This window comes from Sulfurospirillum sp. E15m (assembly GCF_059415145.1).
On the sequence record NZ_JCAHZS010000009.1, the window covers coordinates 78,395 to 91,603 of the forward strand.

The 13,209-nt window shown below is 37.4% G+C and carries 11 protein-coding genes; 2 read left to right on the forward strand and 9 right to left on the reverse strand.

Translation table 11 applies throughout. The features are described 5' to 3' along the window. Nucleotides 1-5: 5 nt before the first annotated feature. The gene (locus AC5SLP_RS12025) at nucleotides 6-2,159 is read right to left on the reverse strand and encodes a hypothetical protein (RefSeq protein WP_495255401.1); all 2,154 of its coding nucleotides are present in this window, start codon (nucleotides 2,157-2,159) and stop codon (nucleotides 6-8) included. Then, on the reverse strand, nucleotides 2,135-3,424 hold the full coding sequence (locus AC5SLP_RS12030; RefSeq protein WP_495255402.1) for a response regulator: 1,290 nt from the start codon (nucleotides 3,422-3,424) through the stop codon (nucleotides 2,135-2,137). Before AC5SLP_RS12030 ends, AC5SLP_RS12025 begins: the two co-directional genes overlap by 25 nt. A gap of 130 nt (nucleotides 3,425-3,554) precedes the next feature. Between AC5SLP_RS12030 and AC5SLP_RS12035 the strand changes: the two genes are divergently transcribed. Further along, nucleotides 3,555-4,247 carry a response regulator transcription factor gene (locus AC5SLP_RS12035; protein WP_495255403.1) on the forward strand — a complete coding sequence of 231 codons (693 nt, stop codon included), beginning with the start codon at nucleotides 3,555-3,557 and terminating at the stop codon, nucleotides 4,245-4,247. On the opposite strand, the gene AC5SLP_RS12040 is transcribed toward AC5SLP_RS12035, so the two are convergent. The 5 genes from AC5SLP_RS12040 to AC5SLP_RS12060 are packed head-to-tail and all read right to left on the reverse strand — an operon-like array spanning nucleotide 4,228 to nucleotide 11,476. Further along, nucleotides 4,228-5,964 carry an EAL domain-containing protein gene (locus AC5SLP_RS12040; protein ID WP_495255404.1) on the reverse strand — a complete coding sequence of 579 codons (1,737 nt, stop codon included), beginning with the start codon at nucleotides 5,962-5,964 and terminating at the stop codon, nucleotides 4,228-4,230. The two genes, AC5SLP_RS12035 and AC5SLP_RS12040, sit on opposite strands and share 20 nt — an antisense overlap. Next, complete coding sequence (locus tag AC5SLP_RS12045; protein WP_495255405.1) at nucleotides 5,945-8,131, reverse strand: ATP-binding protein; 2,187 nt, start codon at nucleotides 8,129-8,131, stop codon at nucleotides 5,945-5,947. The genes AC5SLP_RS12040 and AC5SLP_RS12045 overlap by 20 nt, the downstream gene beginning before the upstream one ends. A gap of 3 nt (nucleotides 8,132-8,134) precedes the next feature. After that, the gene (locus AC5SLP_RS12050) at nucleotides 8,135-9,352 is read right to left on the reverse strand and encodes a sensor histidine kinase (protein ID WP_495255406.1); all 1,218 of its coding nucleotides are present in this window, start codon (nucleotides 9,350-9,352) and stop codon (nucleotides 8,135-8,137) included. A gap of 1 nt (nucleotide 9,353) precedes the next feature. After that, nucleotides 9,354-10,415, reverse strand: a complete 1,062-nt coding sequence (locus tag AC5SLP_RS12055; protein ID WP_495255407.1) for an FIST C-terminal domain-containing protein — start codon at nucleotides 10,413-10,415, stop codon at nucleotides 9,354-9,356. 11 nt (nucleotides 10,416-10,426) lie between these two features. Further along, nucleotides 10,427-11,476 (reverse strand): FIST C-terminal domain-containing protein, encoded by a 1,050-nt coding sequence (locus tag AC5SLP_RS12060; protein ID WP_495255408.1) that lies wholly within the window; start codon nucleotides 11,474-11,476, stop codon nucleotides 10,427-10,429. Between the two features lie 132 nt (nucleotides 11,477-11,608). On the opposite strand from AC5SLP_RS12060, the gene AC5SLP_RS12065 reads away from it, so the two are divergent. Then, complete coding sequence (locus AC5SLP_RS12065) at nucleotides 11,609-12,004, forward strand: PAS domain-containing protein (RefSeq protein WP_495255409.1); 396 nt, start codon at nucleotides 11,609-11,611, stop codon at nucleotides 12,002-12,004. 2 nt (nucleotides 12,005-12,006) lie between these two features. On the opposite strand, the gene ybaK is transcribed toward AC5SLP_RS12065, so the two are convergent. Then, nucleotides 12,007-12,486: a Cys-tRNA(Pro) deacylase gene (ybaK, locus tag AC5SLP_RS12070; RefSeq protein WP_495255410.1), complete on the reverse strand. Its 480-nt coding sequence runs from the start codon at nucleotides 12,484-12,486 to the stop codon at nucleotides 12,007-12,009. Further along, the gene (locus tag AC5SLP_RS12075; RefSeq protein ID WP_495255411.1) at nucleotides 12,483-13,103 is read right to left on the reverse strand and encodes a hypothetical protein; all 621 of its coding nucleotides are present in this window, start codon (nucleotides 13,101-13,103) and stop codon (nucleotides 12,483-12,485) included. The genes ybaK and AC5SLP_RS12075 overlap by 4 nt, the downstream gene beginning before the upstream one ends. Between the last annotated feature and the right edge of the window lie 106 nt (nucleotides 13,104-13,209).

The following is a 13,209-nucleotide window of genomic DNA, read 5'->3' on the forward strand; positions in this document are numbered from 1 at the left end:
ATGGATTAACTCTTATTAATAACCGCTTCGTTTTGCTTGCTTAAGAGTGTTTTCACATACTTAGGATTTTCAGTGGGTGGCTTGGAAACGATAATATGTTGCAACGTTTCTAGCTTTTGATACGTTTTGGCAAATTCAACTAAAAGTTTGTCTTTTGCAAAATAGTGAAAGTAATTGACAAAAGATTTTTCCCAATCAATGGCTTGATTTTGGTTTAAAACAGCATCTTTAAACTGTTCGATATACAGCTTACGCATGATATTAGCGACATTTTGCTTACATGTTGCAATTTCCATATAAGGTGCAAGATTTGCAAAAACTTTTGCATACTCTTTTTTATCGAGTAATATAAGCTGTTCTTCTTGAAACTGTTTTTTCATCTCTTCAAGTGTTTGGATAAGCTCATAATTACTTTGAAGTTGAAACTGGTTTTGTGTTTTTACGGCTTCCATCAGCATATGATGTGTTATTTGATATTCTAAAATCATCAAGGCTTTTGAGGCTTCTCGTAAGCGATTGGCTTGATTTTGGTAAGGTCGGAATTGATGTAAAATATCGGCAAGAATCAGCGCTTGCTGATAGTTTTTCTCTTCTATATATTTGAGTGTTTCATGTTGGACGCGTTCTGCAACTTGCAATACCTTTTGGTACAGAGGTGTCAATTCTAAGAACGCATTCTGTCCAACCAGTTTGAAATAAAACGCAAAATTTTTCTCTTTCACTGAAGTCTCGGCTAATGTAAAAATGCCTGAGCGTTTGAGCATATTCTCAATAATGGGCTTTTTCACTTCAACGTCTAAAAAGAGGCGTAACGTGTCTTTGGCTTGCTCTTTGTTATGTTGAGGGTCTCTAGAGAGCAAAATTTGTGCTTTTTGAAGGTTTTTATTCCATAAGGATTCCATATGCGTATAAAGAGAGCTTTGTTTCAGCTCCGGTTTTGATGTCACAAGGTCGTAGGCTGCTGCAAAACTTAAGCTCCTGATATAGCGATGCAGTGCCATTAAATCGGGTTGCAGCATCTCAATTTCATTAAATTCAAGTTTGCACTTAGGATGAAACAGATAAGGATCAGCCAAAGCTTGTGCTTGTGCAATCTCCCCTCGAGAAAGAAGATTCATAATGGTCTCTTTCTCTTCTAACCAGCATTCGTAAATTTTTTTCGTTTCGCGATGTGACATTAAGAAAATATTTTTTTGAAATAAAAGTGCGGCTTCTTTGATTTGTCGTAATTTAATATAGTTGATAAACTCTTCTTCAAACTCTCTATGATTGTAAAAAAGAACCTCTCCTGTTTTAAAGCCAATCATAAAATAGCGTTTACCGCGAGCCAGCGTCGTAATTCCTTGATAGGGGAGTTTGACTTGATACAAAATATCCATCGTCTCAATATGAACAGCAAACAGCATCGACTCGCGTGTGCCAATATATAAAAACTTTTTACTGTGCGAGATTGAGAGTACCGAAGGCCATAAACTATGGTCCAAAGAGACTTCTTTGATAATTTGTTGGCGGTAAAGGTCGATTTTAATCAGCTTTCCATTGCGCAAAATGGCTAGGAGATATTGGTTGTCCAAAAATGCCATCATCTCAATGACGGTTTCCAGTTTTTGCTCAAAAAGAATGCTGAAGCTATTGGTTTTATAGACGACAAGGTCTTTTGAAAAAGAGGAACGTGCGGCAAGGTGAAACTCTTCACTAATCGCCACAGCGCTGATTGTATCACTGGTTACGGGTAACTCAGCTTGCAAGGTTCCATCTTGCGCACTGATAATATAGCTTCTTCCACGCTCATTTCCCGTGATTAAAAGCGCATCGTGTTCACTGAGTTCTGCTTTGGTGACAACTTCATTATCGTTGTAATGCAGTGTGTGGATAGGTAAAATTTTAGAACGAATGTCAATGATATGTTCGCCCCCTTTTTGTGAAAAAGAGACATAAGCAAGCGATTTACCTATGGCAAAAGGTCGTTTATAATAATCAAATAACATATGATCATAGAGGCGAGAGAGTGAGGTGCTTTTCGTAATTTTAAGCTCAGCAAGATTAATGATATGGAGATGGCACTCGTTATCAATGATATGAAGGGAAGAATCATCCTCTGCTAAACTCATGCGAGAAATAGCAGCGTGAAAAGCTATCTCTCTTGAACTTGGCAGCATAATTCAAAATCCTCTTGCTTAATAATACAAATCAAGTATGTCTTATCTGAATAAAGGCTAATTTTCACTAACACTTCTTGCATATGACTGATGGACTGAATAGAGCCTTTAAACGTTATATCTCCTTCATAGGGCCAATTGTTTTTAATGGATTCGATACTGGTAAAATAATCCATTTCTTCAAAATAGACCAACTCTTTTAAATGAAGGGATTTATTCGTGAGTTTCGTCAATGTATCGTCATTAGAATGGCTACTGACAATTTCTTCAAAAAGTTTATTATGACTTTTAAATACAAGATCATCTTGAATCAGTGCCGCTGCAAAAGGAATGTGCTTTAAGAGTTCATTTTCCTTAAGACTCATTGCTAAAGTAAGATTCTCTTGTGCGCGTTCTTCGTTGTGTTTATGAAGCTCCGTTAAATCTTGGATAATGCCTATAAATTCAATAATGTCACCTTTACTATCTAAAATAGGCACAATGGTTGTAAAGTGATACAACGGTCTTAAATCGCGCGTTTGGTTGATGAGAAGACCTTGCCATGTCTTTTTCTCTAAAATGGTTCTCCAAATTTCAGTGTAGAGCTTTTTATCGGTTAGTGGGTGACCAATCAATTTGTGTGTTTTTCCGATAATTTCTTCTTTGGTGTATCCTGTCGCTTTACAAAAATTTTCATTGACATCGGTAATCACGCCAAATTTATCCGTCATGGAAACAATCGTTGCTTTATCAAGTGCTTCTTTATACGATTTTAAAATAGAGCTTTTTAGATCAAGTGACCTTGATTGCATATTGGCAAGTTTTTTTAGCTTTGTGTTAGCTTCTTGTAAATCTTGCTCGTATTTCCGCAACTCCTTTTTATGGTGTATGTGCTCAACAATTTTGTGTAAAACTTTAAAAATTTGTTCACTTTGCAAAGGTTTTGTAATGAAATTATCCACACCTAAATTAATCAGTTTGACGAGATACTCAATTTCATTGTGTGCTGAGGTAACGAGTACAGGTTGTTCTGGGTAGAGTTCTTTAATTTTTTCAATCATCTCGATGCCATCCATGACAGGCATCCTAATATCTGTTATGACAAGATTGTAATGATTTTTTGCGAGTTTTTGTAGCCCTTCTTCTCCATTGCTGGCCAGATCGACTTGGTTGAAAATATCACTTAAAAACAGGCTTACTTCTTCACGAAGCGATATATCGTCTTCGACATAAAGAACATTTAAATCTTTACTCCAAGCGATAAGTTGATCAATAGCATTTTCCATAACTTAACTCCAGCTAAGGATTTAGTAAATGTATTATATACTCCACGCGTTGTATTTGTGTTGTATTTTTTGATATACTAACCTAATTCTAGCGAAATTACCTGATAAATCTACGAATTGAGGAAGCAAAGTGCGTCAATCATTATCTTTACTACTGGTAGAAGATGATACCGCCTTAAACGAAGAATTAACGATTTTTCTAACAGATTTTTTTGACACAATTGATTCATGTATCTGTGCAGAAGAGGCTTATACCAAGTATTTGGAAAATACCTATGACCTTGTTATCAGCGATATTCAACTTCCTAATCAAAACGGTTTGAATCTTATAGAAAAGATTAAGAAGAAAAAACCCTCTCAAATGGTCATTGTAATTTCTGCGTATAAAGAGACGGATTATTTTCTCAAAAGTATTGATTTAGGAATTTTTAGTTTTTTAACCAAACCTTTTGATTCGCAGTTGCTTATTAATACGATGATTAAAGCAACAGCATTGTTGCAACAGGTACAGCCAAAAAGCGAAATAACGCAGGTTGTTTTACACGATGGCGTGGTCTTTGATATGAAAATGAAAACGTTACATGTAAAAGGTCTTGAAGAAGAATTGACTACGAAGGAAGAGTCGTTACTGTACATTCTTGTTAAAAATGCCAATGCGTTTGTTCGCAATGAACAGCTTTCCCAAGAAATTTGGCAGAATGATGAAGTCAATAGCTCGACCCTGCGCGCTTTGGTGAAACGAGTGCGTGATAAACTAGGCTACGAAGATTCTATTATTAACCTCAAAAATCGTGGCTATAAACTTACGACGAAACGTGACTAAAAAGGTGTGGGACATCGAAATAAAATCCTTGCGAAAAATCGACACCTAAGCGTTTAACGGTCTCATATTCGTCTTGTGTTGCAACATACTCTGCAATGACTTGAATATGCATTTTTTTAGCCATACTGGTAATGGTCTCAACAATATGTTGGTTGCGTAAATTGGTATCAATTCCGCTAATAAACTGACCATCGATTTTAAGGAAACTCACGCCAACACTCTCTAAGCGGTTGAGATTTGATCTGTCACTTCCAAAATCATCCAATGCTAAACGGTATCCCATTGATTTTAAGATATTGAGGTTTTGAAGCGGCACATGGTTAAGATCGCTTAAAATAATATCTTCTAAAATTTCAAAAGTAACGAATGTAGGGTCAATCTCATAGAGTTTTTGTTTCGCCATTAAAAATTCGATAAAACTACTGTTTAAAAGGTCTTCATTGGTGATATTTAAAGAAAATTCAACCTTCTGATGTGAGAAGATTTTGAACGATTTATTAATCATACTGCGTGTAAGATTGCTCATCAATCCACTTCGTCTAGCCGCTTCTAAAAAATGCGATGGAGAGATGACTTCACCATCATCTTCAATGCGTGCGAGACATTCATATTTGGCTATTTCGCCTGTTTTGTTATCGACAATAGGTTGGAAATAGGGCACTACACGGTCTTCTTCAAGCGCTAAACGAAATTTTTGTATCCAATTGGTTTCACTTTCAGAACGCTTGAGAAAAAGGTCAGATGCATTGTAAATGTTATATTGATTAGGTAACCCTCGCATCTTCGCTTCGCGTAACGCGATACGTGCATTTGGAAGAAGAGAAGAGGGGTCTTTACTGGTAGCAATACCGCACGATAGGGTTACATACAGAGGTTTATGTTGAAATTCACCCACGGGTGTTTCACGGAAAAAGGCTTGTATTTGTACCGCAAACATCTCAGGATGGACTATCTTTGGATCAAAAATAATGACAAATTCATCGGAATTATAACGGTATAAATGTACATCTTCTGCAATATTGTAGTGCAAGTATTCTCCGACGGTTTTGAGAATATCATCGGCAAGGTCGATACCATAGGTTTGGTTGATAAAACTAAAATCGTCAATGTTGTAAAGCATAATTGTGAGTTCGTGGTCTATTGGACACTTATCTAAAAACGCATACAGCATCGTTGCATTTTGAAGTTTTGTGACCTTGTCAATTGTGAGAAAATCATGTACAAGTTGTGAACTATGCTCTAATTGAGCATTTTTTTCTTCAATCATTTGTTGAAGCTGTGCTTTATTATTGGCACTCTCTTTACGCTCTGTTGCAAGCGTTGAGACTTTGTAGAGTGTTTCAAGAAGCTGGTCAAAATCAATAGGTTTTAAAATGTAACCATTGACATTGTTACGAATACTTTCTAAAAAATATTCGGTTTCATTGTGCGCTGATATGACGATAATGAGCTGATTGGGATTGATCAGTTGGACACTTTTAATAAGTTCCATTCCATTCATATGCGGCATATTTAAATCGGTAATGATGATGTCGTATTCAAACGGAGTTTGTTTGTACAATGAAAGCGCTTCAATGCCATCGCTTGCTTCATCAATTTTCTCAAAAAGATCACTCAGTAAAGAAACTGTATTTTCTCGTAAAACAATGTCATCTTCTGCATATAATATATGAAGATTAGATGTGAGCGCTAAAAGTTCATTCAGACTGATTTGCACTATACTCTCCACGTATTTTAATGATAAATTTGGCTCCATTGTCCGTATTGCACACTTGCAACGAACCGTGACAATGTTCTTCAATAATGGTTTTTGACATATACAGCCCTAATCCTGTGCCATTTTTCTCTGTTTTGGTTGAGAAATATGGGTCAAAAACTTTCGCGATGACGCTCTCAAGAATGCCCCCAGCGTTATCTTCTACTTCTAAGATAAACAGGTCATTTTGCTCATACGCATTGAGCCATATAGTACCATGTTCTAACTTTTTTTCAAGTATGGCATCTTGTGCATTTTTAAGGATGTTAATTAAAACTTGCGTCACTTGCGTTTCATATGTCATCAGTTCATGCTCAGAAGTATTATTTACATGTAAAGTGATTTTATGGACATCTAGACTTTTACCGATGATTTTTAGTGATTTTTCAATAATGGAAGTTAAAGAACATTTCTCATGCTGTTGGTCGGGGCGGAAAAAATTTCTAAAATCGTCAATGGTATTGGTTAAAAATTGAATATAGTTTTCTATTTTTCCAATGGCTGTTGTTAAAAATTCTTCTTGCGCCTTGCGTCCTTCTGGGGTCTCTAAGTCAAATTTTTTAAGATTTTGTTTTAGCTTGATGCTGGCTGTGACCGTTGAAATAGCACCTAAAGGCTGTCTCCATTGATGTGCTATCATACTAATCATCTCACCCATTTGCGCTAAACGAGATTGATAAATCATCATTTTTTGCGTTTCCATATTTTCCACAATGCCTTCTTTAATCTTCCTGTCCATCGAATCATAAAGGTCTTGTAGTTCATGGCTCATGGCCGTAAAGTTATCGAGCAGAATGTTAATCTCTGAAATACGAGAACGTTTGAGTTTAGTGGTAATGAGCTTATCTTTTAGATTTTTAGTTGCTTCAATCAACTCATACAACGGATTTAAAATCTGCTGCGAGAAACGGCTCGCACGATTTAAAAGCACGAAAAGAAAGATAAGATAAAAAAGTGCCATCAACCCTAAGGCGACATAACCGATAAAATCTGTTTTTTGCTTCAATTTAATACTCGTTGCCAATAAAGAGTCACGGTCTAGTAAGAGAATAAATTTCCATCCCGTTTCACGAATACTATTTTGTGTAATTAAAAAGGAAGCGTTATCACTTTTAAATTCAGAGAGTGCAGTGTTTTCTTGAATGATACGACTCAAATACATGGCTAAAGCATTAGTTTTATTGGTAAAGAGATTAAAGTCTTGGGGCTTACTGATTGTTGCCTCAACTGGAGCGTGATAATCGTGTGATTTTAACTCTTTAAGGCCTAAAAAAGGCTCTAGCGCTTCATTCATTCCCAAGATATTGCCTTTATTATCGACAAGGACTGCCATAGAGACATAAGGCAGTTTGATAGATAAAATGTTCTTAATCAATTGCTCTATCGTAATATCAATCCCAACAACGCCTTCTAAAAAACTCTTTTTATACACAGGTGCGATGGCGCTAATCATCCATCCTTGACCTGCTGGGTCTAAATATGCATCTGTCCAAACCACTTTTTTCTCAGGATCATGTTTCGCATCGGCAAGAAAATAAAAATTGAAGCTGGGAATATCAATATCGTGAGCATACTGATTGCGTGCATCTGGCATAAACGGGCAGAGGCGATTCATCGAATCGTAACTGTTAAAATAGACTTGTGCGATATTGGGATTGCTGCTTAAAATATTGTTGTAAAATTCGTCCATTTTTTCAGTCGCAATAGCTTTTTCCATGCGGTTTGGAGTCTCTTTTTTGATGTCAGAAAAGAAGAGGGTGCATGAGTTGTCTTTCTTCTTTGTATTAGTGATGATGCCATTAGGTAATTGCGTATAAAAAGAGTCATTCGCTTTTACATGTAAAGGGTCATACGAAGCAAAAAAATTCTCATGCTCTTTTTGAAAAAGAGAGGTTAAATTGGCGACCATTTTAAATTCGTCATTCACGATAGTAGCAGAGCGACTGCTAATCTCTTTAATTTGGATTTTTGTCTCTTCAATAAGAGCATTTTTTGTCGTTTCATTGACATAGGCATTGCTCCAAAAGTACGCCCAAAGTAGCATCGCTTCGATCATCAGCAAAGGAAAAATAATTGATTTTAAATACTCTTTTTTAATCAGCTTTGATAAGGTGTGATAAGCAGCCATCCATTATCCTTCTTTTAGTTTAATCATAAAGCGAGCACCGACTTGGGTGTTTGTAGCGGCAATCTCTCCACCACAGTGCTCTTCAATAATCGTCTTTGACATGTACAGTCCCAGTCCTGTGCCATTCTTTTCATGTTTTGTGGAAAAGTAGGGCTCAAAAATGTGGGGTAAAACATCGTCTGGAATTCCGCCCGCATTATCTTCAATGCTAATCGTTTGCCATGTCTCATCACCGCCTACGATAATACGAATTTGAGGTGAAGGTGTATGTCGCTCTTTAATGACATCTTCTGCATTTTTGAGAATGTTTAATATGACTTGCGTCACTTCATTGGCATAGGTAAAAATTTCATTGGTTGCGTGCACTTCTGTGGTCACCGTGATACCATTAATTTCCAATGCTTTTCCGATAATTTCAAGTGTTTTATTGACCAGTTGTGAGAGCGTAACGCTCTCTTTTTGTTTGTTTGGTTTGAAAAAGTTTCGAAAATCATCAATGGTATGTGTTAAAAATTGAACATACGATTCTATTTTATTCATAGATTCTTGCAAGTACACTTTGCTCTCTTCGCGTCCTTCTGGCGTTGTGTAATCAAAACGATTGAGCGTGGTTTTGAGTTTGATAGAAGCGGCAACTGCGGAGATGGAACCCAGTGGTTGTCGCCATTGGTGCGCTATCATGCTAATCATTTCGCCCATTTGTGCCAGCCGAGATTGCTGTAAAATATGTTGGTCTTTTTCTCTGTTTTTAGAGACTTCTTCTTCGATGCGTTTTTCAAGTGTCTGGTTGATCTCAAGCAATTCAAGGTGGTTTTTACACGCGTGAACAGCGTTTTCAAGCTTTGAATGAAATGAGGAAATAATGGATTGTAACAGCTCCAACTCTTCATTATTGGCTTGAAATAAAAAGACAATCCAGTCTTCATTGACTTTTACATGTAAAAGGGATTTTCCGCTAGAAGCGTCATGGGTAATGAGTCCATCGTACATTTTAGATGATGGTATCTTAAAAAGATTTGCAAAGGCTTTTTTCCCATAAAGACACAACTGCTTGTACTGTTTATCTTGCTTATCGTATTCCCAATACGCAGAAGCAATGGCACCTGTTTTACGTGAAAAAACATGTAAAAAATGTTCGACCATCGTGTTGAGATGTAATGATGTTCCAATGGCGCTGACACATTCAAAAGTAATAAGCAATTGTTCATTGAGCTGTTGCATTTTAGAAGACTCCTACCACGCAAGATTCGTTGAAATACTCAATGTACTTTTCAGAACGATTGGCTATTTCTCCTAGTGATAAGATACCATAAACCAGTTGGCATGTATTAAATTGTTTTGCTAGATTTTTAATTTCATCGTCAAAACATGTTCCTAATACCTCTTTTCTTCCCATGCACTCAATAATAAAACACTCTTTATGCGCTAAATCGGTGCTTGCTTGTTTTGCTTCCAAACTGGAAAGTGTGGGAGCATTGAAAAAAGAGGGGACAATGGACTGCATAAAAGAGAGGTTAGAACCATCTTCAATCGGTCCTGACGTGATGAGGTGTTCTCCTTCAATCGCCACAGGAACACGCAACGGTTTTTCTTCTTGGGTCGTTCCTAATCCTAAAGGATACTTAAGTCCTGTTTTGAAAATGGATTCATCATTGATGGTTTCATGGAAAAGCTTTTGAATCATTTTGGCATAAAAAGCAGAAGCGCTCTCTCCATTAATCGTAGCGATGGTATTACTATTGTGCATACGAGCGGTATAAAAACCGTTAAAATAATGTGCCCCATGCTTGGCTCCAATCGCCATAGAGTTGTTCGAACTTAGCAGTAAAAAACCATTTTTATCATAAGGTTTTCCATTGAAAAAAAGACTAGGGGCACTCGGAGAAAGTGTTGTGCCGCATCCTGCACCAACGAGCGTAATGTCATCATTTGTAATGCTAAAAAGATTATCCAAATAGGCATAAATATTAGGATCAAGCCAATGAACAAACAGCATAGCACTTTTACTCTCTATCAACCACGGCGCATTAATCTTATCGTGCATGGTATAAAACGCAATCTGTGTGGCAGCATCCAGTTCACACAATAACATTGCATCGTGGTAAGTCTTCTGTTCCCAAATGATAGCAGGGATATGAATAGAGTAGATGCGATGATTGGGGTACTGGCTTATGAGCGAAGATTCATCGCAACCATCGGCAACAAACAAGAGATAATTTGGCTCAACAGCGATGAGCATATTTGCACTCTCGTCTTGGCGCACGAAAGAAATAGACTGAAACATGAAAGGCTCCTCTACAGTGTGCCTACAACACATGTATTGTTATAAAACTCAATACCTTCTTGATTGGCATTGGCAATCTCTCCAAGGCTCAAGACGCCCCACAATATGACGTCATTGGGATAGACGTCGCGTATGGCATGAAGCTCTTCAGGATAGGCATTTTCTAAAAAATAAAAGCGTGAAATACAATCAATGACTAAAACAGACGAACAAAGGGGATGTTCATAATATGCATTGGCTGCTGCATCGCCAGCGGCTTGAATCAAATCGTCATTGGTGGCTTCTAAAATGGATAGAACAGAATTGGGGTCAATTTTAGCGACTAAAACAAGATTGCTACCATCGGTACTGATAGGCTCTCTTAAAATAAAATCTTTGTTATAACGCACGATACCTAAAGGAAATCGTTGCGCAATTGTCATAAAAGGTGTAGTGTTAAAACGAAAAGCACTGACTCTCTCTACGGTGGTTTGATAGACTTGATATGCATCTTTAAAATTGATTTTTTGCAAAATGTTTCCATCGCTGTGTGTCGCGATAAAAGGTCCCATCACAGGCTTCCATCCATGCTTAACGCCAAGACCAATGGTCTGTTTTGATGAAATAACAATGGCATAATTGGTGTAGAGCTTCTCATGATCAAATAAAACAGGTTCAGGAGCGTCCAGTTTTGTTTTTCCAGCTCCGGCACCAACCAGTTTACTTTGCTCAGGCAAAAGGGCATATAATAGCTCTAAGAAATGCTCTGTCAAAGTTGAGTATCCATCGATAATCGCTAAGATAGAATTCATCTCATTATCGACGTGCAGTTGATTTAACTCATCCATCGGGATAATTTGATATGAAGTAGCATCACTCATTTTTGCGACAATGACACCTTGGTCGTGTATCGTATTTTGAAAGAGGAGGCGAGGGAAGATAGCACCTGTAAAAACAATCTCTTTTAAGGTTGATAAAGGTGTAATATCTGTATTTTCAGCTACAAAAAAAAGATAACGTCCGCTATCGAGTTTTACATGTAAATCTTCAACTCTTTCAAAAAAAGAGATATATTCAAACATCTTTTTCTCCCAAAGTTTTCTTCATGGCATTGTACACTTCAAGTGTTATAAACGCGTTGCATCATTCAATACAACAGTTTTGCAACGCTTGAGTGCTATGATTTTATCAATGTAACATTAAGGCGGGAAAGCATGTTAGAAAATGAACAACGTTATAGTGATGCCATGAATTTTGCAGGTCATGGGGTATGGGACTGGAATGCTACAACCAATGAGGTCTATTTTTCAGATCAATGGAAAAAGATGCTCGGATACGAACCAGATGAGATAGGCAATCGAATCGAAGAGTGGAGCACGCGTGTTCATCCAGATGATTTTACGCAATGCCTCAACGAACTAGCTGCACTTTTTAGTGGACAAATAGAACATTACCGCAATGAACATCGTATGCTCTGCAAAGATGGAACGTATAAATGGATATTGGACCAAGGGGGCATTATGGAGCGAAATGCCCAAGGTGTTCCATTGCGCATTATTGGAACACATACAGACATTGATGAGTTAAGAACAGCTTTGGAAGCAAAGTGATTTTAAAGTTTGATGATTGCTGCGCAGAGGGCTTTTGTACCTTGGATTAACACACTAGGGCTAAGGCGGAGTTGGACCCCTCTAAGTCCCGCACTGACATAGACATTCTCATGTTCATGAACGCTTTGGTGAATAAACGTTGGGTAGGTTTTTTTCATAGCAAACGGTGAACATCCCCCTCGAATGTAGCCCGTGAGTCCCAATAACTCTTTTACGGCAACAAGTTCACAACGCTTAACACCGGCTATCCGCGCAAGTGCCTTCAGGTCAATCTCTTCAGCCGCAGGAATACATGCAACGAGAATATGCTTCGCATCATCGCGTGCGACCAATGTTTTAAACACACACGCCGCATCAACCCCTAAAGCACTCGCAGCATGTGTTGCACTCAAGTCTTCCTCATCAACGTCATACGATGTCATCTCATAGGGAAGTTTCAACGTATCTAAGAAACGAGCAGCATTGGTTTTTTTCAGACTCATTTTTCCACTCTCTTATAGGATGTTTTGACACCTAAGATTGTACATTCAATTATTTTGTCATCTTTAATATAAAAAGGAATACGGATTTTTGTGTTGATATCAACCACTTCAACATATCCATCTTCAATATCGTATTTGACAGGCACACTACCGCCATTCGCCGAAAATTGATCTTTTTTAAATTCAATATCGCCCGTTGGAACGAAGATATTTGATTTTTTCTGCGGTTGCCATTTTCCAATCAATGGATTGGGGGTTTCATGCAGTGCAATGAACGTAATAATCGTTGCTATACCGAGTAATACGATACCTAAAATTATCTTAGGATGGTGTTTGGGATTCCAGTCTTTTTCCTGCATACATTGGCGCATTTTTTTTAAAACGGATTCGCGTGAAGGTTGTGGTTGTGAAGCCCTAGCTTTTGGGGATTCATTGTGTTCGAGCCGTTCAAAGAGTTCTTGCTCTTCTTCTAACTCGCGAAAAAATGCATCTTCATCTTCTTGATTTAAAGGGTCTCTTAGTGGAGGTCTTTTTGTTTTGAGTATTTTATGAGGGTCCATGTAGTTGAGCGTATCGTCTTCTTTGACTTTAAATAAATTAATAAATTTTTTAAACATTGCATACCTTATGCGTCGAGTTTTTACATGTAATGAAAGAAAAATTATAGCACTTCAATCTTTTAAGGACGATGAGATGGCGTTTTTCTTTTTACATGTAAAATAA